This is a genomic window from Curtobacterium sp. MWU13-2055 (assembly GCF_023242305.1).
Lineage (GTDB): Bacteria > Actinomycetota > Actinomycetes > Actinomycetales > Microbacteriaceae > Curtobacterium.
This window is the reverse complement of record NZ_JALLIO010000003.1, coordinates 56,331-76,381: the sequence shown is the minus strand read 5'-3', so window position 1 is coordinate 76,381 and position 20,051 is coordinate 56,331. Positions and strand designations below refer to the sequence as shown.

Here is a 20,051-nt window from a genome sequence, read left to right as displayed (position 1 = left end):
GATCCGTCGTCACGATGCTCCTCACAGATGTGGGGTCTGGCACAGCGGGTCGATCCGGACGAATCCGAGATGCGCATCATCTCGACGAAGGGCTGGTCGTCATGACCGCCAGGATGCAGCACGATTGGCACCGCCACGGCCTCCGGTCGCCGGAGGACCTCGAAGCCCTCGTGGCCGAGCGCCTCGAAGGAACCGGCCACGCTTCCACCAGCACGGGTGACGCACGGCGGGAGCAGTCCTACGCCGACTTCCTCGGCGAGCAGATCTGATCCGTCCCGGTCCGCTGCTCTACGGCTTGTAGAGTCTGTGCATGCGGACAGGACGAACGACGGCAGCTTCCCTCGCGATCGTCGTCGGAGGGCTCCTGGCGCTCATCGGGGTTCAACCGGCCTCGGCGCACTCGGCGCTCACCGGCAGCTCGCCCGCTGACGGCGCGGTCATCACCGAACCGCTCGACCGGATCGATCTGACGTTCAGCGAGGCACCGCTCGCCGGTCTCGACGCCGGACTGCGGATCCAGGTCACCGACGCCGACGGCACCGACGTGTCGACGGGCGAGGTGACCGTCTCCGGGATGACGATGGGCAAGGCCGTCGACCTCGAGAACGGCGCGTACACGGTGCTCTGGCGGTACGTGTCGCCGGACGGGCACCCGATCGACGGCTCGTACGGGTTCGAGTACCGGGCCGCGGTCACGACGCCGTCCGCGACGACTCCGGCGACGACGGTGCCGACGGTGCCGACGTCGGACCCCGTCACCCCCACTCCGACGTCGACGGCGAGCGCCACCGGGGCATCCGACGGCGCGCCCGACTCGGCGCCCGGCATCGCCCCGGGTGTCTGGGTCGCGCTCGGCGCCGGCACGGTCCTCGCCGCCGGGGCCGTCGTCGTGCTCCTCCTGCGCCGCACCCGACGCACTTCGTGAGCAGAAATGGTCGGGTCACCATCCGGGACCCGACCATTTCTGCTCACCATGCGCCGTGCCCGCGACCCGGCCACGCGCCGGACGGGAGGCCCGCCACCCGGCCGCCACGGGCCTCCCGTCCGACGCTGGCCACGTTCACCCCCGCTTCGTGAGCAGAAGCGGTCGGGTCCTGGAACGGGACCCGACCGCTTCTGCTCACCATGCGAGCGCGCCGCGCTACGCGGCGGCGGGCGCCTCCTCGAGCGCGGCATCCGCCCGCTCCACGCTGCCGGCGGCCAGGCCGCGCGCGATCTTCCCGCGCGACGCCAGCCACAGCACCACCGCGGCGGCGAACACGATGACCTCGGTGACGGTCAGCGCCCAGATGATCCCGGCGAGTCCGAACCACAGGTTGCCGACGATGACGATCGGGATGAACAGCACGCCCTGCGCCAGCGACAGCACCATCGCGGGCAGCACCATGCCGGTCGCCTGGAACAGCGAGGTGAGCAACCCCGTGAACCCGTTCACGATGGCGGCGACGAGCTGCGCGGTCAGGATCGTCAGGCCGATCGCGAGGACCGAGTGGTCTCCGGAGAAGATCGTGAACACCTGCTCGCGGAAGGTGAAGACCGCGCCGGAGAACACGAGCACGATCGCGCCGACCGTGAAGGCGGCTCCGCGCAGGGCCGCCCGGAGGCGTGCGGCGTCGCCCTTGCCGAACGCGTAGGCGAGGAGCGGCAGCACGCCGATCGTGACGCCCATCACCAGGAACTCCGGCACCTGCGCGATGCGGACCGCGACGCCCATGGCGGCGAGCGGGTCGTCGCCGTAGGCGGCGGCGAGGTTGTTGAGCACGAGCGTCGTGACGATCAGGAAGGCGGACTGCAGCAGTTCGCCGACGCCGATGCCGAAGACGGGCTTCAGGATGTCGGCACGGAGCGTGAACCACTTCGGCGCGAAGCTGACGTTCTCGCTGTTCCGCTGCAGCCAGGTCACCCAGTAGGCGATCGACACGACGTTCGCGAGTCCGACGGCCAGCGCTGCGCCGCCGACCCCCCAGTGCAGCACGAGGATGAAGAGCACGTCGAACACCAGGTTCCCGATGGTGGACAGGACCAGGCCGATCATCGCCTGGCGTGCAGCGCCCTCGGAGCGGACGATCTGCTCGAGGGCGAACGACGAGGCGAGCACCGGGACGAACGCGAGCATCACGGCGACGTACTCGCTCGTGGCGGGGACAGCTGCTGCGTCGGCACCGAGGACGGCGACCAGGGGGCGGAGGAACACGAGCCCGACGACGGCGAGGACCGCGCCGGTGACGACGGCTCCCCACAGCGCGAACGAGGCGACGTGCTTGATGTCCTGCGCCTTGGCGGGGTCGTGCTCCGAGGCGCCGAGCAGACGGGACATCAGGGCACTGCCGCCGACGCCGAACACGCCGCCGACGGCCATGACGATGCCGAGCAGCGGGGTGCCGAAGGTGATCGCGGCGAGCAGTGACGTGTCGTGCTGCGAGCCGATGAAGCCGGCGTTGATGACGTTGTACAGGGCGCTGACGACCATCGCAGCGGCCATCGGCACACACAGGTGCACGAGGGCTCGGGCGATCGGGGCGGCGGAGAGGTACCAGCGGTTGGTGGCCGCGGCGGTGTTCTCGGGGGTGGTGGTGGTCATGACTGCCTCCTCGTGGGCAGGGCTGAGGGCGCGACGGGATGCCGTCGCGTGCGGGGGTGGGGGCCGGGAGGCCCGTGGCGCGTCGAGCGCGCCGGTGACGTCGGTGCCGGGGCGGTGCTACCGCGTCGGTGGCGTCACCGGGTCCGCGGTGCTACCGCGTCGGCGGTGCGAGCTCCGCGGTCACCTTCTGCAGCAGGTGCCGCAGGGTGGCGCGTTCGTCCGTGTCGAGTGGTGCGAGCAGGGTGTCGTCGAGGGCGACCATCGCGTCGGTGAAGCCGGCGATGAGGTCGATGCCCGCCGGGGTGGCGTGCACCGTCTTGGTCCGTCCGTTCGTGGCGTCGGGTCGCCGTTCGACGAGGCCGCGCCGCTCGAGGCCCTGCAGGAGGCTCGAGACGCTGGCCGCGCTGGTCCGGGTGATCTCGGCGATGTCGCGTTGGATCGCCCCGGGGTTCTGCTGCAGGTACCCGAGCACGAAGCTCTGCTCGCGGGTGAGGTCCCGATCACGGACCCACTCGTCAGCCGCCTTGCGCTGTGCCCATCCGATCCACCGCATGAGTTCGAGCGGGGTGGTGAGATCCGGTGCCTGCATGATCAGAACTCTAACTGTTTGATCTCTAACTGTCAACGAGAGTTCAACCCGTGGTTCGGCCCCGGAACGGGGGTATGGCCTCGGGGTGTGGCGCTGGTAGCTTGCACAGGAAGACGGCCTCACCAGCCGTCGTCCTTGGTCCGGTGCCGGACCGTTCGGGTCTCCCGTCGAACCGCCGGGGGATGGATCAGCAGCGGCGGACCTCCGCCCGGGAAAGGGACCCATGACTCGCACTGCGCTCCGAGCGCGACGCCGCCGGCGTCCATGAACTCCGACGCGCGCCGGCGGGTACCGGCGTGCGTCTCCACGGGGCCGCGGCGTTCGGGTCGCCTCGGGCCCTCCGGTGCGGTGGCGGTTCGGACCGCCACCGCACCGGACATCCGCACCACCACGAGTCAGTGAGGACCACCGTGCACGATCACGACACCCACCCGCTCGACCGTCGAGTCGGCCCGCCGCACGTCGAGCGGTTCCGGCTGACGCAGAGCGCCGAGACGCTCGGCGTCGTCTGCACCTGCGCGATCGGCGTCGACCACGACAACACGATCCGGCCGGTGCACGCAGAACCCGTCCGCTGAACGCTGTGCACTCCGGCGGGTGCAGCGGGATACTGGGGTGGTGCGTGAACTCCAAGCCGCCATCGCCGCGGACCTCAACGTCCAGCCGACCATCGAGCCGGAGCAGGAGATCGCCCGCCGTGTCGGGTTCCTCCGTGACTACCTGCTCACGACCGGCGCGAAGGGGTTCCTGCTCGCCATCAGCGGCGGCCAGGACTCCACGCTCGCCGGGCGCCTGACCCAGCTCGCGGTCGAGTCCCTCCGCGCCGAGGGCCACCCCGCCGAGTTCACGACCGTCCGCATGCCGTACCGCGTGCAGGCCGACGAGGACGACGCCCAGCTCGCCCTGCAGTTCATCGCAGCCGACCCGGGCATCACCGTCAACATCGAGCACGGCGTCGACGGCGTCATGCTCGACACCGCTGCCTCGGGCGTCGAGCTGAGCGACTTCGTGAAGGGCAACGTCAAGGCCCGGATGCGCATGGTCGCCCAGTACGCCGTCGCCGGCCAGCGCGGGCTGCTCGTCGTCGGGACCGACCACGCGGCCGAGGCGGTCACCGGCTTCTTCACGAAGTACGGCGACGGCGGCGTCGACCTGACGCCGCTCACCGGCCTGTCGAAGAGCCAGGGGCGGCAGTTGCTCGAGCACCTCGGAGCGCCCGCCCGCCTGTACGAGAAGGCCCCCACCGCGGACCTGCTCGACGAGACGCCCGGCCAGACCGACGAAGCGAACCTCGGGCTGTCCTACGCCGAGATCGACGCCTACCTGCAGGGGCACGACGTGCCGCTCGAGGTCGCCGAGGCGATCGAGTCGCGGTACCGCGCGACCGAGCACAAGCGCCAGGTGCCGGCGACGCCGTTCGACGACTGGTGGCGTGCGGGCGCGTAGGCGCTGACGCGACCATCGACAGGAGGCGCGGTGCAGGTGATCCTGCACCGCGCCTCCTGTCCGTCCTGGTCTAGAGCCCCAGCGCCCAGTCCAGTTGGGGCGAGTCGAAGGCCACGCGCATCGCTTCCCGCTCGTCCCCACCGATCCCGACGCCGGCCGCGACCCGGTCCCACCCCGCCACCGCGCCCGCGACACGCTGGAGCACCTGCTCCGCGTCCGGGCGCCGGAGCCGGAAGGCGTCCGCGATGTCGAGCAGGTTCCGCAGGTCGCGGGACCTGGGGTCGTCCGACGGGGAGATCGCCCGGGAGTCGATCACCCCGCGCTGTCGACTCGGGTTGACGTCGAAGACGGGCGAGAGCCGCCACCCGGTGGGCGTGTGGAGGAAGGCGTGGTTCCGCCAGTGGTCGTCGACGTTGTTCACGAGGACGGACAACGCGATCCGGCCGAACATCTCGCGGAGGTCCGCTGCGGGAGCCGAACTCCAGTGGTCGACGACGTCGGTGAGGTCCTCGTAGGTCAGTCGTGACCCGTCGTCGTGGGCGCCGAGCTCGAGCGCCGTCCGTGCCGACATGTACCCGAGTCGGTCCCCGGAGCCGTCTCGGTCGAAGCGCTCGGAGAGCAGGACGGCACGTCCGGACTCCGGTCCCACGAGTGACCACACCGGCGCTCTGAGCCCGGCATCCGTCGCGAGGGTGAGCGCGACTCCTTCCCAGCGCTCGACGTCGAAGCGGCCGTCCTTCGAGTGCGGCAGCTTCGCGATCGCGAGCGTCCCGCGCGGAGTGAGGACGTTCGCCTTCGGCCGAGCGCCGCCGGGAGAGGTCGCGACGTCACCGAGGTACGCGATGTCCTCGTCGGTCGCCTCGTCGTCCTCGTACCGAGCGGCGGCGGCGAGGATCCGGGCGAGGTCGTAGAGGTTCGCGACCCCGGTCTCCGCAGACGACCAGGAGCCACCCACCCGGAACCGGAGCGCTCCGATCCTGGTGTGGTCCGCGACGCCGAGGAGGTAGTCGAACTCGCCGAGCCGAGCGGCAAGTGACCGGTCTCGCTGTCGTCGCGCGGCGTGGTCTGCGCGGATCAGCTTCTGTCCCCACTCGTCCGGAGCCGCGTCGCTGAACGCACCGGGCAGGGTCTGGCTGTCGGCCGTGTACGTCCGACCGGGGCGGAGTGGGAGGTCGGGGGAGACCTGCCAACCGTGTCGGAGGAAGTCGTCGTCGTACTCGAACGACGACGAGGCCAGCGTCCGCAAGCCCTGGAAGGACGGGCGCAAGGTACCCACGCGACGTGGTTCCGCGGACTCGCCGGTCCAGACCTCGACCGATTCGTCAATCACAGGGCACCGCCGCTGCGGAGGATGTCATCGATCCGAGCGCGCGCCGTCTCGCTCCGGAACGGGTCGATCGCCTCGATCGTCGTGTCTGCGATCCCGAGTGCGCCGAGGACTGCGAAGAGGGAATCGATGCGCCCACCGGTGCCGGTCTCGATCGCTCGCAACGTGTCGCGCGTCACCGCAGCCCGTTCGGCCAACTCCGCAGCGGACATGCCGTTGACAGACCGCCATCGGCGGATGTTCTCACCGAATGACACGAGCTGCTGTCGGCGGCGGGGTGACGATCGCTGGACCATGGGACCTCCTGACAGGGAAGTCTGTCACAAAGAGGTAAAACTGACCGGAAAAGCTGCCAAACACGCACCTCCGGCTGCCGCGCGTCATCGACGGCTCGTAGGATGGGACCCAACGGAACAACAGATGCGGAATCCAGGCTGGTGCCTGGTCCGGAGGGGGAGTCATGGAAGTCCTGTTCGCGCTCGGAGCCATCCCGCTGATCATCGTGGGGATCATCGTCCTCGCCGTGATCGCGCTGATCTACGCGAAGGTCGTGTACCGCAACGCCGGCGCCGACGAAGCGCTCATCATCACCGGCAAGCGCTCGCGCAAGGTCAAGAACGACGACGGCACCGAGACCGTCGAGTCCGGCATCAAGGTCGTGCTCGGCGCCGGTGTCCTCGTCCGACCGTTCTTCGAGAAGGTCGCGAAGCTCTCGCTCAGCTCTAGGGCGATCGACATCAACGTCAACGCGCAGGACTCCCGCGGCGTGACGATCGACGTCGAAGCGGTCGCGCTCGTCAAGGTCGGCGAGACCGATGCCTCGATCCGGGCGGCCGCGCAGCGGTTCCTCGGGCAGGAGAAGAAGATCGACGACTTCGCGCGCGAGGTCCTGTCGGGATCGCTCCGTGCGTCGATCGGTGCGACCGACGTGTCCACGATCATCCGCAACCGCGACCAGCTCACCGTCGCGGTGCTCGACGTGGCGAAGGAGGCCCTGCACAGCCAGGGGCTCGACGTCGACTCCTTCGAGATCAAGGGCATCTCGGACCGCAACGAGTACATCAGCGACCTCGGTCGTGCCGAGCGCGCCCGCGTCCGGCTCGAGGCGGAGAACGCCGAGGCGCAGGCCGACCGCGAAGCGCGAGAAGCCCGTGCCACCGCCGACCAGGCCATCGCCGAAGCCGAGAACACCCTGGCGATCCGCCGCGCCGCACTGCAGCTCGACGCCGACCGGGCATCGGCCGAGGCCGCAGCCGCCGGTCCGCTCGCCCAGGCCCGTGCGGCGCAGGGCGTCGTCGAGCAGGAGCAGATCACCGCGCAGAAGCGTGCCGAGCTGCGCCGTGCCGAGCTCGAGTCCGAGGTCTCCGCCGTCGCCGAGGCGCAGGCGCGCAAGACCCGCGTCGAGGCCGAAGCGGCCGCCGGTGCCCAGGTCGAGACGGCCCGCGCCCAGGCCGAGGCCCGTCGGATCTCCGCCGAAGCGATCGCCGCCGAGGCGAAGGCCGAGTCCGAGGCGCGCAAGCTCGCCGCCGACGCCTCCCGTGCCGAAGGTGAGGCAGCGGCCGACGCGATCCGCGCCAAGGGTCAGGCCGAGGCAGACGCCACGAAGGCCCAGGCCGACGCACTCGCACAGCACTCCGAGGCCGTCCTGCGCGTCAAGGCCATCGAGACCCTGCCGAGCATCGCCCGCGAGCTCGCGGCACCGATGGGCAACATCGACAAGCTGACCGTGGTGTCCTCCGACGGCGCCGGCGCCCTGTCGAAGAGCATCGTGAGCCAGTTCAGCGAGGTCGACGCCCTGCTCGGGACGACCGCCGGGTTCACCCTGAGCGACATCGTCAAGAGCTCGACGACGGGGCAGGCCGCCGCACGGGCCGTCGTCCGCGAGCAGTCCACCGGTGTCGTGGAGCCGATCGAGTAGTCCTCAGCGGTACCCGGAGCGGGCGTGGCGAGGATCAGTCCTCGTCGCGCCCGTTCTCGTCGCGGCGCTCGCGCTGCTGGCCGCCGGCGTCCTCGCGCTGGTCGGCGAGCCGCTGCTGCCACACGACGCTGCGGGCCGCGCCCTCGAGGATGTCGTCGACGCTCCGTCCGGTCTGCGCCGCGAGCGCACCGCTGAGTCCGGCGGTGAGGGTCCCGCCGGCGGATGCCAGACGTTCGATCACCTGCTCCTGGCGTGGGGTCAGGGGCTCGTCGATCATCTCGTCGATGGTGTCGCGGATGTTCTGCTCGCTCGCGTCCAGTGCCGCCTCGTCACCGGAGTGCAGCGCTGCTGCCTCTCCGACGACGACGAGACCGAGGCGCGCGGCGTCGTCTTCGGGACGCGGAGTGCGGTGCTCATCAGTCATGCGGGGGACCGTACGCTCCGTGGCGCCGCGCTTGCTGGACAGACGGGGTACCCGACGCCTGTCGTCCGTCGTCAGTGCGGTGTGGTGTCCCACCGGCGGAGCAACCACTCCGCAGCGGCCAGGCCCTCGCGCCGTTGGAAGTCACGGATGGCCGGCATGTTCGGCGGCGCCGGGGGCAGCGCGTGCTCGAAGAACAGTCCGGCGAGACCAGCGAGGACGGCGTCGACCGTCGCGGCAGGCACACCGGCGAAGACCGGGTGGGTGGCGAGGTGGTGCTCGACGTCGGTGTCCTCGCCGCGGACGAGTGTGTCGATCAGGTAGGTCAGCGGGTCGAGCCAGTGCGCGCCGATGCTCGCCCACGGCCAGTCCACGACCCAGACGACCCCGGAACCGTCGACGAGCAGGTTGTCGGCACGGCAGTCGGCGTGCACGAGGTGGTCGCCGTCGACGATTGCCGCTGCTCGGTCGGCGGCTCGGGCGATCGCGGGTCCGGCGGCGAGGACGTGCGCCGGCACGACCTCGGCCACCCGGTCGGCCAGGGTCGGGTCGCCGAGCATCCGGTCCCAGGCGCCGAACTCGTGGCGCAGGTCGTCGGCGATCCGGGGGAGCGTGCCGAGGTCGCCGGCTGCCGGCGGCAGGGTGTCCAGCGCATCGAGCACCGCCGCGGTGTCGCTGCCGTCGAGTGCTGCCCCGGGGTGCTTGCCCTCGATGTCGTCGAGGACCAGGACGACCCACTCGTCGCCGTCCACGGTGGCGTCGAAGGCGTCCAGCAGGGGTGGTGCCTGCACCGTCGACGGCAGCTGCGCCACCACGCGGGCTTCCCGGCGGTGCAGGGCGAAGGCATCGGCGTTCCGCGATCGCGAGACCGTCTTGACGAACGCCCGTCGCCCCGTCGCCGTGACCACGCGGTCGGCACTGCCCGGCGACCACCCGGCCGTCTGGGACTCAGTGGACGTCACCGCTCCGCCGAGGATCTGTTCCACCCGGTCGCGCAGGAGCGCCGGCACGTCCGTCCACGCAGTTCGCCCCATGGCCGACGACGCTACCTGAGAAGCCGTTCACGAACGTGCACGGACGGCAAGTTTGCGTTGGCAGCAAACGTGCTGATGATGTAAAGTTGCAGCGTCTGCAAGGTTGACCCGCCGTTCGACGGCCCGCCACACACGCTCCGGCGTCCCTTGCCCGCACGACGACCACCACGCACCCCTGAAGGACCCCCATGTCTACTGCCACCGCACCCGTCGAGGTGTCGCGCGGACGACACGACTCCCCGGCCAGCACGCCGGGCAAGCCGATCATGTCGCACCGTCAGATCCTGCTCGTCATCTACGGCCTCATGGCCGGCATGTTCCTGTCGTCGCTCGACCAGACGATCGTCGGCACCGCGATCCGCACCATCGGCGACGACCTGCACGGCCTCGACCAGCAGGCGTGGGTCACGACCGCGTACCTGATCGCGTCGACCATCACGACGCCGATCTACGGCAAGCTCTCCGACGTCTTCGGGCGCCGCCCGCTCTACATCTTCGGCATCGCGGTCTTCATCCTCGGCTCGCTGCTCTCGACGATGTCGACCTCGATGATCATGCTCGCCGCGTTCCGTGCCTTCCAGGGCATCGGTGCCGGTGCGCTGATGTCGCTGCCGCTCGCGATCATGGGCGACATCCTCGCCCCGCGTGAGCGTGCCAAGTACCAGGGCTACTTCCTCGCGGTCTTCGGCATCTCGTCCGTCATCGGCCCGCTCATCGGCGGCCTGTTCGCCGGCGCGAGCACGATCCTCGGTGTCACCGGCTGGCGCTGGGTCTTCCTGATCAACGTGCCGATCGGCGTCGCGGCCCTCCTGATGGTCATCGCCTTCCTGCACCTGCCGAAGTTCGGTGACGCCAAGGCGAAGCCGCGCATCGACTGGTGGGGTGCCACCTCGGTCATCGCGACGCTCGTCCCGCTCCTGCTCGTGGCCGAGCAGGGCCGCACCTGGGGTTGGGGATCGGCCGGCGCCATCGCCTGCTACGTGATCGGTGCGCTCGGGCTCGTCGCCTTCCTGGTGATCGAGACCCTGATGAAGGACGACGCGATCATCCCGCTCAAGCTCTTCCGCTCGGGCACCTTCTCGATGGCCACGATCCTCGGGTTCCTGGTCGGCTTCGCGATGTTCGGCGCCATGCTGACCATCCCGCTGTACCTGCAGATCGTCACGGGGCTGACCCCGACGGAGTCCGGCTTCGCGACCCTGCCGATGATCGGTGGTCTGATGATCGCCTCGATCGCCTCGGGGCAGATCGTCGCCCGCACCGGTCGCTACCGGATCTTCCCGGTGATCGGCACGGCCCTGGTCTCGGTCGGCTACGTCGTCCTGACGTTCATGACGATCGACAAGCCGCTCTGGTTCCTGATGATCGGCATGTTCCTGATCGGCCTCGGCCTCGGGCAGCTCATGCAGAGCATCACCCTCGCCTCGCAGAACTCCGTGCAGCCGCGGGACATGGGTGTGGCGACGTCGTCCGCCACGTTCTTCCGGCAGATCGGCGGAACGCTCGGTACGGCGGTGCTGCTCAGCATCCTGTTCTCGATCATGCCGGCGAACATCCTGCACGCCACCGCGGACCAGAAGAACCTGTCCGGTGCGCTCGACGCCGCCCTGAACCCGACCGTCGCCACGGCGAAGGCGAACGCGGGCGTCATGGAGCAGATCTGGAACCCGATCGTCACCCCGGTGAAGTCGCAGGTGCAGTCCGGCCTCGACCAGGCCACCGCGCAGGTCACCGCTGCGACGACCGGCGCCCCGGAGGCCGTGCAGCAGCAGGCCCTCACCGCCGCAGCCGACAAGGCACACGCCAGCGTCCAGGACGGCAAGCTCGTGGTCGACTGGTCGGACGCCTCGCAGCGCTCGTACTGGGTCGGTGAGCTCGCCCCCGAACTGTCGAAGCAGATCGACAAGGGGGCTGGCGACGGCAGCAGCTCGAGCAGCGAGACGAGCGACACGTCCTACCTCAACGGTGCGACCCCGGCGCTGACCAAGCCGTTCATGACCGGCTTCAACGCGTCGGCCGTGACCGTCTACTGGGTCGGCTTCGCCGTGATCCTGCTGGCGTTCATCCTCAGCTGGTTCTTCAAGGCGCCGCCGCTCCGCAAGAGCTCGGCCCTGCAGGAGCAGGCCGACCAGGCCGGCACCGCTGATGACCTCGAGGTGCAGGCCGTCAAGGCGGCCGACACGATGGGGTCGCCCACGGCGCCCGTCACCGGATCGATCCCCGTGCAGCGGGACCGCGCGTAGGACCGGCCACCGGGGCCTCTCGTCGCCAGACGGGAGGCCCCGACCCGCACCAGGAGCAGCAGTGAGCACGATCGAATCGCACCCGGCAGGCGACAGTGGCCTGCGGGAACGCAAGAAGCAGCAGACCCGGCACGCGATCCACCAGGCCGCGCTGGCGCTGGTCTCCGACCGGGGCCTGGCCGGCGTCACGGTCGAGGAGATCTGCGCCGACGCCGGCGTCTCGCCCCGCACCTTCTTCAACTACTTCCCGTCGAAGGGCGACGCAGCACTCGGGCTCCCCGAGAGCTCGGTGCCCGAACCGGCACGACAGGCGTTCCTGACCGCGGAGGGCCCGCTCGTGTCGGACCTCTGCGACCTCGTCGCCCGCACGGTGACTCTGCCGGCGGACCGCCGTCGCATGAAGGAACTCGTGCAGGCGCGACCGGAGATGGTGCCCGCGATGCTGCAGTGGATGGCGCGTGCCCGGCTCGCCGTGTTCACGGTCGCCGCCGAGCGCACCGACGTGGACTCCGCACGGACCGCGGTGACGCTCGTCATGGCGGCGCTCATCGAGTCCGCACACCGCTTCGCCGACGGCTCGCGCGACGAGCTGGCGGACCGCCTCCGCGGCGTGGTGGCCGAGATGGGCCGGCTCGCCTCCGCCTGAGGCGCGACCACGGACGGGAGGCGCGGCGCGGGTCCGACCCGCACCGCGCCTCCCGTCCGTGGTCCGGTCGCAAGCCGCGCAGCCATCCGACGACTCGGCCCCGTTCGAGACCAGAGCGTGACGAAGAGTTCTCTTGACGCGCGAGACATCCGATGTTTTGATTGCCTCGTTCGGTCGACGGAGACCGGACGGCAGGAGACACGAATGAGCCGCATCACCGGTCTGCACGTGCGCGACATCCGTTTCCCGACCTCTCGGGAGCACGACGGATCCGACGCCATGAACCCCGCGCCCGACTACTCCGCCGCGTACGTCGAGATCACGACCGACGCCCTGGACGGACACGTCGGCACGGGCTTCGTGTTCACGATCGGCCGCGGCAACGAGGTGCAGGAAGCCGCGATCGCCGCCCTGCGCGGGCACGTGGTCGGCGCCGACGCCGAAGCGGTCCTCGCCGACATGGGCGGCACCTGGCGCGCGATGGTCCACGACTCGCAGCTGCGCTGGCTCGGCCCGGAGAAGGGCGTCATGCACATGGCGATCGGCGCCGTGGTGAACGCGCTCTGGGACCTCCGGGCGAAGCGCGCGGGGCAGCCGCTGTGGGCGCTGCTGGCGGACCTGAGCCCCGAGGAACTCGTCGAACTGGTGGACTTCCGGTACCTCACCGACGCGATCACCCCGGACGAGGCGCTCGAGCTGTTCCGGGCCGCCGAACCGCACCGTGCGACCCGTCGGGCCCGGCTCGAAGCGCAGGGCTACCAGGCGTACACGACGACCCCGGGCTGGCTCGGCTACGACGACGAGAAGCTCGCCCGGCTCTGCCGCGAAGCCGTCGACGAGGGCTTCGAGCAGATCAAGCTCAAGGTCGGCGGCGACCTCGACGAGGACGTCCGCCGGATGGGCATCGCCCGCGCCACGGTCGGCCCGGACATCCGGATCGCGGTCGACGCCAACCAGCGGTGGGACGTCGACGAGGCCGTCCGCTGGATCGAGCGGCTCCGCCCGTTCGACCTCGCCTGGGTCGAGGAACCCACGAGCCCCGACGACGTCCTCGGGCACGCCGAGATCGCCCGGCGCATCGCCCCGATCCCGGTCGCGACCGGCGAGCACATGGCCAACCGGGTGATCGCGAAGCAGCTCATCCAGGCCGGGTCGATGTCGGTGCTGCAGATCGACGCCACCCGGGTCGCGGGGGTGAACGAGAACCTCGCGATCCTGCTGCTCGCCGCGAAGCACGGCGTCCGGGTGTGCCCGCACGCCGGCGGGGTCGGCCTGTGCGAGGCGGTGCAGCACCTGTCGATGTTCGACGCCGTCGCGCTGACCGGCGACCTCGACACCCGCTGCATCGAGTTCGTCGACCACCTGCACGAGCACTTCGTGACCCCGGTGGACGTCCACGACGGCCGCTACTGGCCGCCGACCGCTCCCGGAGCCGGCACCGAGATGCTCGCCGACTCCCTCGACGCCTACGCGTTCCCGGACGGCCCGGCCTGGGTCGTCGTCGACACCGAGACGGTCCCCGACGCGGTCCGCGTCGCCTGATCCCACCCCACACACCCATCACCACGACGAAGTGGAGACTCCGATGCAACGACGACGCATCATCACCGGGCTCGCGGCAGCAGCTGCCGCGGCCCTCGTGCTCACCGGCTGTTCCTCCGGCAGCAGTGCCGGTGGAAGCCAGTCGAAGGACGCCCTGACCTGGTCCATGTGGATCGCCGGGAAGGAGGACAAGGCCGCCTGGCAGAAGGTCGCCGACACCGTGAAGAGCGAGGACGACATCACCCTGACGATCCAGGGCGCGCCGTTCGAGAACTACTTCACGAAGCTCAGCACGCAGTTGAGCGCGGGCGGCGCCCAGTGCGTCGTGAGCATGCAGTCGCTCCGCACCGCGAACTACACGTCGTCGCTGCTGCCGCTCGACGACCTCGCGAAGCAGGACGGCACCGACCTGTCCGCGTTCGACAGCACCGCCCTCGACGGCATGAAGGTCGACGGGAAGCTCTACGGCCTGCCCTACGACACCGGGCCCATCATGATGTTCTACAACAAGGACGTCTTCACGAAGGCGGGCGTGGCCGAGCCGAAGCCGGGGTGGACCGTCGACGACTTCGAGGCGGCGGGCGCCGCGCTCAAGGCGAAGGGCGTCACCATGTTCGGTTCGACGGTGGGCGACCTCAACCTCGAGTCCCTGGTCTACGGCTACAACGGTGGCCGGGTGATCACGTCCGACGGCGAGCTCGACGCGTCGAACGCGAAGTTCGCGGACGGCCTCGACTGGCTCTCGACACTGGTGGAGAAGGGCTACGCGACGCAGGCGTCGTCGGACGCGTCGACGCCGGGCAACGACTTCGCCGCCGGCAAGGTCGCGATGTACACCGACGGTCCGTGGTCGCTCATCAGCCAGAAGGCCAAGGTGAAGTTCGACCTCGGGGTCACGACGCTCCCCGCGGGGACGTCCGGTCCGTCGACCTTCGCCGCTGGCTCCGGCTTCGGTGTCTCGAAGCAGTGCAAGTACCCGGAGCAGGCGTTCAAGGCCGTCCAGACGATGACCAGTGAGAAGGTCCTGACGTCGCTCGCCGAAGCGGGACGAGCCTTCCCCGGCCGCACCGCTGCCCAGTCGGCGTGGTACTCGAGCGCCGGCATCGACGGCGCCGAGGCCGCGCTCAAGGCGGGACTCGCCAAGTCCTCGCCGCTCCTCGGGAACAAGCAGAGCGACCAGCTCTCCCAGCTGTTCACGCAGTACGCCCTGCAGGCGGTGAACGGGCAGACCTCCGGCAAGGAGACGATGTCCTCCATCGCCGGCCAGCTCGGCACGCAGTGACCAGCTGAACCAGTGATCGGACGGGAGGCCCGTTGCGGCCCCGCCACGGGCCTCCCGTCCGATCCATCCCCTGTTCAGGACCGCGCGAACGACGAGGAGGTCGTCGCATGACCACCATCCAGGACCCACCGGCCGAAGCGGCCGTCCCCGCGGTCGCGACCGCGGTCGCGGTCGGAGCCGCCACCCCGCGGCGGAAGGACGGCGAGGACACGAGCGCGCTCGGGCGCCGCTCCTGGTGGGGCGCCGCGTTCGCGGCACCGCACTCGATCGGACTCGTCGTCTTCACGGCGTTCCCGATCGTCGCCTCACTCGTCGTCAGCTTCATGAACTGGCCCATGCTCGGCGAGCGCAGCTGGGCGGGCATCGAGAACTACACCCGGCTCTTCGCCGACCCGGTCTTCCGCACCGTCGCCCTCAACACGGCGCTGTTCGTGGTGCTCTACGTGCCGCTCAACCTCGTCGTGTCGCTCGGGCTCGCCGCCTGGCTGACACCGCGGATCGCCGGCCGGCACGTCTTCCGCGTCCTGTTCTTCATCCCGACCATCACGCCGATCGTCGCGAACGTCGTGGTGTGGCGGATGCTGTACCAGCCCGGGGGAGCGATCGACGCGTCACTGCAGTCCACCGTGGGCGTGCACGCGCCGAACTTCCTCGCCGACGAGCACTGGGCGATGCTCGCCATCGTCGCGATGAGCGTCTGGCAGGGCTTCGGCTACAACATGCTGATCTTCTCGGCGGCCCTCGACGCCGTGCCGGAGAACCAGATCGAGGCCTCGCAGCTCGACGGCGCGAACGCCTGGCAGACCTTCTGGGCCATCAAGTTCCCGCTCATCTCGCCGTCCGTGTTCTTCGCGACGATGATGACGCTGATCACCTCGTTCCAGGTGTTCGTGCAGCCGTTCGTCCTCACCAAGGGCGGGCCGGGCACCGCGACGGAGACCCTCGTGCAGTACATCTACAACACCGGCTTCCAGAACCAGCAGCTCGGTCTGGCCTCGGCCGGCGCCTGGGTGCTGTTCGTCATCATCCTCGGGATCACGGCCGTCCAGTTCCTCGGGCAGAAGCGGTGGGTGCACTATGAGTGAAGCGGTCCGCGGGCACGTCGGTGCCACCACGTCGAACCGGACGGTCAACCCCCGTGCCGTCGCCAGGACGAAGTCCGCGCCACGACCGGGGCGGGTCCGGCACGCGATCGGGTACGCCCTGCTCTGCCTCGTCACGCTCCTGTTCGTCTCGCCGCTCATCTACATGGTCGCGACGAGCCTCAAGCCCGCCGACCAGGTGTTCACCACCCCGCCGACGCTCTGGGGTCGCTCGCTCGAGTGGGACAACTACGTGCAGGCGTTCACCTACCTGCCGTTCGCCCGCTTCATCCTCAACGGCGTCTTCGTCGCGGCGGTCGGGACGGCGATCAACGTCGCCGTGGCCGTGCTCTCCGGGTACGCGTTCTCACGGTTGCGCTGGCGCGGCCGGAACACGGTGTTCCTGCTGTTCCTCGTCACACTGATGATCCCGCAGGACGTCCTCGTCATCCCGATGTACGTGATGATGCAGGGCTTCGGCTGGGTCGACACGTTCCAGGCACTCATCATCCCGTGGGCGTTCACGGCCCTCGGCGCGTTCCTGGTCCGGCAGTTCTTCCTGACCGTGCCGCAGGAACTCGACGACGCCGCCCGGGTCGACGGGGCTGGCGCGATCCGGACCTTCTTCTCGGTGATGATGCCGCTCGCCCGACCGACCATGGCCGTCCTCGCGGTGTTCTCGTTCATCTCGTACTGGAACTCGTTCCTCTGGCCCCTCGTCATCGTCAACGACGTCGAGGCCCGGGGCACCATCCCACTCGGCCTGCAGCAGTTCTTCGGCCAGCAGGGCTCCGAGTGGAACCTCGTGATGGCGGCGTCGGTGATCTCGATGCTGCCCACCGTGATCCTGCTCGTCCTGCTGCAGAAGCACCTCGTCAAGGGCATCGTCACCAGCGGCCTCGGCGGCCGGTGACACCCCTCCCCCCTCTGAAAGGAACACTGGCCTCATGACCATCACCGCACCTGCAGAGCCGCAGACCGCGACCGACGCGAGCGGCCTGCCCGCCTGGTTCACCCACGACCGGTTCGGCATGTTCATCCACTGGGGGCTGTACGCCCTGCCGGCACGGCACGAGTGGGTGAAGAACCGCGAACGGATCACCGACGCCGACTACCAGAAGTACTTCGACCACTTCGACCCCGACCTGTTCGACGCCGCCGACTGGGCCCGCCGTGCGCGCGAAGCCGGCATGAAGTACGTCGTGCTCACCACGAAGCACCACGAGGGCTTCTGCCTCTGGGACAGCAAGCTCACCGACTACAAGTCCACGAACACCCCGTTCGGCCGCGACATCGTGCGCGAGTTCGTCGACGCCGTCCGGGCCGAGGGGCTGCGGGTCGGCTTCTACCACTCGCTCATCGACTGGCACCACCCGGACTTCACCGTCGACGGCGTGCACCCGAGGCGCGATGACTCGCCCGAGGAGATCGAGGCGTTCAACCAGGGCCGCGACATGTCGCGCTACCGGGAGTACCTGCACGGGCAGGTCGAGGAGCTGCTGACCGACTACGGGCAGGTCGACTACCTGTTCTACGACTTCTCGTACCGGGACAACGACCACGAGGACATCTGGGGCGGCAAGGGTCGCGACGACTGGGGATCCTCGGAGCTGCTCGAACTGACCAGGCGGCTCCAGCCCGGCATCATCGTCAACGACCGGCTCGACCTGCCGGGCGACATCGTCACCCCGGAGCAGTACCAGCCGGACAAGCCGATGGAGGTCGACGGCACCCAGGTGCCGTGGGAGGCCTGCCAGACGCTCAACGGGTCGTGGGGCTACGACCGCGACAACGTGAACCTCAAGCCCGTCGACCTGCTCGTCCGCATGCTCGTCGACGGCGTCTCGAACAACGGGAACATGCTGCTCAACATCGGCCCCACCGGCCGCGGCGAGTTCGACGGGGTCTCGCGTCAGACCCTCGACGGCATCGGGACGTGGATGCACCAGCACGCCCGCTCCGTCTACGGCGCCGGACCGTCGTCGTTCGTCGCGCCGCGCAACACCGTGTACACGCAGAACGGCAACCGCCTGTACCTGCACCTGTTCGCGTGGCCGTTCGAGCACGTGCACCTGCCCGACCTGGCCGGACGTGTCGCCTACGCCCAGCTGCTCAACGACGCGTCGGAGCTGCACTTCCGCGAGATCCCGCCGGGGACCCGTGCGCAGAACACCGGGCTCGGCGGGCAGCCGGCGGGGACGCTGACGCTCACGCTGCCGATCGTGCGACCCGACGTCGCCGTGCCGGTGGTCGAACTGTTCCTGCGCGACTGATGCAGCGCATCCTGTCGAGGACCCGACTGCGGGCGGGGAACGAGGCCGCGTACGACGCCGTGCACGCTTCGATCCCGCCCGCGCTCGCGGCCCGACTGCGCGACGCCGGCGTGCACGACTGGACGGTGTGGCGGGACGGGCAGGACCTGGTCCACCTGATCGAGGTCGAGGACTACCGCGCGATGCGCCGGGCGCTCGCCGACGACCCGGTCAACGCGGAGTGGCAGGAGACGATCAACCCCCTGCTCGAAGCCGACGACGACTACTCGGGGAACGACGACGGGATCCCGCTCGTCTGGACCCTGGAAGGACAGGGATGACCGACCTCGACCGCGGTCCGTTCTGGTTCGGCGGCGCCGGCATCGGCAACCTGCTGCGCCCGGTGTCCGACGACGACGCCCGTGCCACCGTCGACGCTGCCTGGGAGGCCGGCGTGCGCGGGTTCGACACCGCGCCGCACTACGGCCTCGGGCTGTCGGAGCGGCGGCTCGGGGCGGCGCTCGCCGACCGCCCGCGCGACTCGTTCCTGGTGTCGACGAAGGTCGGGCGGCTGCTCGTCCCCGGGCGGGGGGACGGCGACGACCTGGCCTCCGGCGGGTTCGCGGTGCCGAACGACACCGTGCGGCAGTGGGACCCGTCGCCGTCGGGTGTTCGGCGGTCGTTGGACGAGTCGCTCGGGCGGCTCGGACTCGACCACGTCGACGTCGCGTACCTGCACGACCCCGACGTCTACTCGCTCGAGGACGGCCTGACGCAGGCGCTGCCGACGCTCGCCGAGCTGCGGGACGAAGGCGTGGTCCGAGCCGTCGGCGTCGGGTCGAACTCGTTCGAGGCCCTCGACGCCGCGGTGTCCACCGGGCTGTGCGACGTGGTCATGCTCGCGGGCCGGTACACGCTCCTGGAGCAGCCGGCGGCGGAGCTCGTCGCCCGGTGCGCCTCGCTCGGCGTCGCGGTCGTCGCGGTCGGGGTCTACAACTCGGGACTGCTCGGGCGGGACCGGCCCGACACCACGGCGACCTACGACTACGCCACGGCACCGGCCGCACTCGTCGCGCGGGCGAACGCGATCGCCGACGTCTGCGAGCGGCACGGGGTCACGCTGCCCGAGGCTGCGCTGGCGTTCCCGCGCCGTGCGGCTGCGGTGGCCGCGATCGCCCTCGGCGTGCAGTCCGCCGAGCAGGTGCGCTCGAACGTCGCTCGGGTGGCGGCCGTGGTGCCGGAGGCTCTGTGGGACGACCTCCGCGCCGCGGGCCTGCTCACCGCCTGAGCCCCGCACAACCAAAATCACCCCGAACCGCACGGATGCGCGGTTCGGGGTGACTTTGGTTGTGCAGCGAGTCGTGCCCGCCGAGACCTGCCTAGCGGGTCTTGGCGCTGCGACCCGAGAAGCGGATGTAGATGATCAGCACGATGATGGCGCCGATGATCGAACCGATGATGCCGGCCGGCTGGAAGAAGCCGTCCATCAGGTCGTGGCGGAAGATCAGGAACCCGAGGAACCCGCCCACGAACGAGCCGATGATGCCCAGCAGGATGGTCATGGGGATCGAGATGTGCTGCTTGCCAGGGACGACGAGCCGGGCGATGGCGCCGGCGATCAGGCCGACGACGATAAGACCGATGATGGTGCCAAGGACGCCCATGGTGTTTCCTCCGTGTTCTGCGGC

The 20,051-nt window shown here is 70.0% G+C and carries 21 protein-coding genes; 14 read left to right on the top strand and 7 right to left on the bottom strand.

What is annotated here, in order from left to right:
• The first annotated feature begins 101 nt into the window (after positions 1 to 101).
• Together M4960_RS08005 and M4960_RS08000 are read left to right on the top strand one after the other, a co-directional pair.
• Positions 102 to 269, top strand: coding sequence for a hypothetical protein (locus M4960_RS08005; RefSeq protein WP_248703971.1), 168 nt, complete (start codon positions 102 to 104; stop codon positions 267 to 269).
• 41 nt (positions 270 to 310) lie between these two features.
• Entirely contained in the window at positions 311 to 925 is a 615-nt protein-coding gene (locus tag M4960_RS08000) for a copper resistance protein CopC (RefSeq protein ID WP_248703970.1), read from the top strand.
• Between the two features lie 216 nt (positions 926 to 1,141).
• Here M4960_RS08000 and M4960_RS07995 read toward each other — a convergent pair whose 3' ends face one another.
• Positions 1,142 to 2,581 (bottom strand): MATE family efflux transporter, encoded by a 1,440-nt coding sequence (locus tag M4960_RS07995; RefSeq protein ID WP_248703969.1) that lies wholly within the window; start codon positions 2,579 to 2,581, stop codon positions 1,142 to 1,144.
• 151 nt (positions 2,582 to 2,732) lie between these two features.
• Positions 2,733 to 3,170, bottom strand: coding sequence for a MarR family winged helix-turn-helix transcriptional regulator (locus M4960_RS07990; RefSeq protein ID WP_123340836.1), 438 nt, complete (start codon positions 3,168 to 3,170; stop codon positions 2,733 to 2,735).
• 410 nt (positions 3,171 to 3,580) lie between these two features.
• On the opposite strand from M4960_RS07990, the gene M4960_RS07985 reads away from it, so the two are divergent.
• Entirely contained in the window at positions 3,581 to 3,748 is a 168-nt protein-coding gene (locus tag M4960_RS07985; protein WP_159570252.1) for a hypothetical protein, read from the top strand.
• Between the two features lie 40 nt (positions 3,749 to 3,788).
• On the top strand, positions 3,789 to 4,616 hold the full coding sequence (gene nadE / locus M4960_RS07980; RefSeq protein WP_123293421.1) for an ammonia-dependent NAD(+) synthetase: 828 nt from the start codon (positions 3,789 to 3,791) through the stop codon (positions 4,614 to 4,616).
• Positions 4,617 to 4,686: 70 nt separating this feature from the next.
• Here the strand turns inward: nadE and M4960_RS07975 are convergent, their stop codons facing one another.
• A complete protein-coding gene (locus M4960_RS07975) occupies positions 4,687 to 5,892 on the bottom strand; it encodes a type II toxin-antitoxin system HipA family toxin (RefSeq protein WP_173170878.1) in 1,206 nt (401 codons plus the stop codon).
• 50 nt (positions 5,893 to 5,942) lie between these two features.
• Entirely contained in the window at positions 5,943 to 6,239 is a 297-nt protein-coding gene (locus tag M4960_RS07970; protein WP_123340833.1) for a helix-turn-helix domain-containing protein, read from the bottom strand.
• Positions 6,240 to 6,403: 164 nt separating this feature from the next.
• Between M4960_RS07970 and M4960_RS07965 the strand changes: the two genes are divergently transcribed.
• A complete protein-coding gene (locus tag M4960_RS07965; RefSeq protein ID WP_173170876.1) occupies positions 6,404 to 7,861 on the top strand; it encodes an SPFH domain-containing protein in 1,458 nt (485 codons plus the stop codon).
• Positions 7,862 to 7,895: 34 nt separating this feature from the next.
• Here the strand turns inward: M4960_RS07965 and M4960_RS07960 are convergent, their stop codons facing one another.
• Both M4960_RS07960 and M4960_RS07955 read right to left on the bottom strand, forming a co-directional pair.
• A complete protein-coding gene (locus M4960_RS07960; protein WP_123293330.1) occupies positions 7,896 to 8,285 on the bottom strand; it encodes a hypothetical protein in 390 nt (129 codons plus the stop codon).
• Positions 8,286 to 8,356: 71 nt separating this feature from the next.
• Positions 8,357 to 9,316, bottom strand: coding sequence for a phosphotransferase (locus tag M4960_RS07955; RefSeq protein ID WP_248703967.1), 960 nt, complete (start codon positions 9,314 to 9,316; stop codon positions 8,357 to 8,359).
• Positions 9,317 to 9,504: 188 nt separating this feature from the next.
• On the opposite strand from M4960_RS07955, the gene M4960_RS07950 reads away from it, so the two are divergent.
• The 9 genes from M4960_RS07950 to M4960_RS07910 all read left to right on the top strand — a co-directional run bounded on the left by M4960_RS07950 (position 9,505) and on the right by M4960_RS07910 (position 19,651).
• Complete coding sequence (locus tag M4960_RS07950) at positions 9,505 to 11,559, top strand: MDR family MFS transporter (RefSeq protein ID WP_123293332.1); 2,055 nt, start codon at positions 9,505 to 9,507, stop codon at positions 11,557 to 11,559.
• 61 nt (positions 11,560 to 11,620) lie between these two features.
• Complete coding sequence (locus M4960_RS07945) at positions 11,621 to 12,205, top strand: TetR/AcrR family transcriptional regulator (protein WP_173170872.1); 585 nt, start codon at positions 11,621 to 11,623, stop codon at positions 12,203 to 12,205.
• 204 nt (positions 12,206 to 12,409) lie between these two features.
• The gene (locus M4960_RS07940; protein WP_248703966.1) at positions 12,410 to 13,747 is read left to right on the top strand and encodes an enolase C-terminal domain-like protein; all 1,338 of its coding nucleotides are present in this window, start codon (positions 12,410 to 12,412) and stop codon (positions 13,745 to 13,747) included.
• Positions 13,748 to 13,790: 43 nt separating this feature from the next.
• Complete coding sequence (locus M4960_RS07935; RefSeq protein WP_248703965.1) at positions 13,791 to 15,029, top strand: sugar ABC transporter substrate-binding protein; 1,239 nt, start codon at positions 13,791 to 13,793, stop codon at positions 15,027 to 15,029.
• Positions 15,030 to 15,136: 107 nt separating this feature from the next.
• Positions 15,137 to 16,114, top strand: a complete 978-nt coding sequence (locus M4960_RS07930) for a carbohydrate ABC transporter permease (RefSeq protein ID WP_159570231.1) — start codon at positions 15,137 to 15,139, stop codon at positions 16,112 to 16,114.
• Positions 16,107 to 17,024, top strand: a complete 918-nt coding sequence (locus tag M4960_RS07925; RefSeq protein ID WP_123936827.1) for a carbohydrate ABC transporter permease — start codon at positions 16,107 to 16,109, stop codon at positions 17,022 to 17,024. The genes M4960_RS07930 and M4960_RS07925 overlap by 8 nt, the downstream gene beginning before the upstream one ends.
• Positions 17,025 to 17,058: 34 nt before the next feature.
• Positions 17,059 to 18,384: an alpha-L-fucosidase gene (locus M4960_RS07920; RefSeq protein ID WP_248703964.1), complete on the top strand. Its 1,326-nt coding sequence runs from the start codon at positions 17,059 to 17,061 to the stop codon at positions 18,382 to 18,384.
• Positions 18,384 to 18,704 (top strand): L-rhamnose mutarotase, encoded by a 321-nt coding sequence (locus M4960_RS07915; RefSeq protein ID WP_248703963.1) that lies wholly within the window; start codon positions 18,384 to 18,386, stop codon positions 18,702 to 18,704. The genes M4960_RS07920 and M4960_RS07915 overlap by 1 nt, the downstream gene beginning before the upstream one ends.
• Positions 18,701 to 19,651, top strand: a complete 951-nt coding sequence (locus tag M4960_RS07910) for an aldo/keto reductase (RefSeq protein ID WP_248703962.1) — start codon at positions 18,701 to 18,703, stop codon at positions 19,649 to 19,651. Before M4960_RS07915 ends, M4960_RS07910 begins: the two co-directional genes overlap by 4 nt.
• Positions 19,652 to 19,742: 91 nt before the next feature.
• Here M4960_RS07910 and M4960_RS07905 read toward each other — a convergent pair whose 3' ends face one another.
• Positions 19,743 to 20,027, bottom strand: a complete 285-nt coding sequence (locus M4960_RS07905) for a GlsB/YeaQ/YmgE family stress response membrane protein (protein WP_123293341.1) — start codon at positions 20,025 to 20,027, stop codon at positions 19,743 to 19,745.
• Positions 20,028 to 20,051 lie beyond the last annotated feature (24 nt).

Bases quoted from the DNA above. Each gene is read 5' to 3' on its own strand.
- M4960_RS08005 (WP_248703971.1), top strand. From the start codon at position 102: ATGACCGCCAGGATGCAGCACGATTGGCACCGCCACGGCCTCCGGTCG.
- M4960_RS08000 (WP_248703970.1), top strand. From the start codon at position 311: ATGCGGACAGGACGAACGACGGCAGCTTCCCTCGCGATCGTCGTCGGA.
- M4960_RS07995 (WP_248703969.1), bottom strand. From the start codon at position 2,581: ATGACCACCACCACCCCCGAGAACACCGCCGCGGCCACCAACCGCTGG.
- M4960_RS07990 (WP_123340836.1), bottom strand. From the start codon at position 3,170: ATGCAGGCACCGGATCTCACCACCCCGCTCGAACTCATGCGGTGGATC.
- M4960_RS07970 (WP_123340833.1), bottom strand. From the start codon at position 6,239: ATGGTCCAGCGATCGTCACCCCGCCGCCGACAGCAGCTCGTGTCATTC.
- M4960_RS07965 (WP_173170876.1), top strand. From the start codon at position 6,404: ATGGAAGTCCTGTTCGCGCTCGGAGCCATCCCGCTGATCATCGTGGGG.
- M4960_RS07960 (WP_123293330.1), bottom strand. From the start codon at position 8,285: ATGACTGATGAGCACCGCACTCCGCGTCCCGAAGACGACGCCGCGCGC.
- M4960_RS07955 (WP_248703967.1), bottom strand. From the start codon at position 9,316: ATGGGGCGAACTGCGTGGACGGACGTGCCGGCGCTCCTGCGCGACCGG.
- M4960_RS07950 (WP_123293332.1), top strand. From the start codon at position 9,505: ATGTCTACTGCCACCGCACCCGTCGAGGTGTCGCGCGGACGACACGAC.
- M4960_RS07940 (WP_248703966.1), top strand. From the start codon at position 12,410: ATGAGCCGCATCACCGGTCTGCACGTGCGCGACATCCGTTTCCCGACC.
- M4960_RS07935 (WP_248703965.1), top strand. From the start codon at position 13,791: ATGCAACGACGACGCATCATCACCGGGCTCGCGGCAGCAGCTGCCGCG.
- M4960_RS07930 (WP_159570231.1), top strand. From the start codon at position 15,137: ATGACCACCATCCAGGACCCACCGGCCGAAGCGGCCGTCCCCGCGGTC.
- M4960_RS07925 (WP_123936827.1), top strand. From the start codon at position 16,107: ATGAGTGAAGCGGTCCGCGGGCACGTCGGTGCCACCACGTCGAACCGG.
- M4960_RS07920 (WP_248703964.1), top strand. From the start codon at position 17,059: ATGACCATCACCGCACCTGCAGAGCCGCAGACCGCGACCGACGCGAGC.
- M4960_RS07915 (WP_248703963.1), top strand. From the start codon at position 18,384: ATGCAGCGCATCCTGTCGAGGACCCGACTGCGGGCGGGGAACGAGGCC.
- M4960_RS07910 (WP_248703962.1), top strand. From the start codon at position 18,701: ATGACCGACCTCGACCGCGGTCCGTTCTGGTTCGGCGGCGCCGGCATC.
- M4960_RS07905 (WP_123293341.1), bottom strand. From the start codon at position 20,027: ATGGGCGTCCTTGGCACCATCATCGGTCTTATCGTCGTCGGCCTGATC.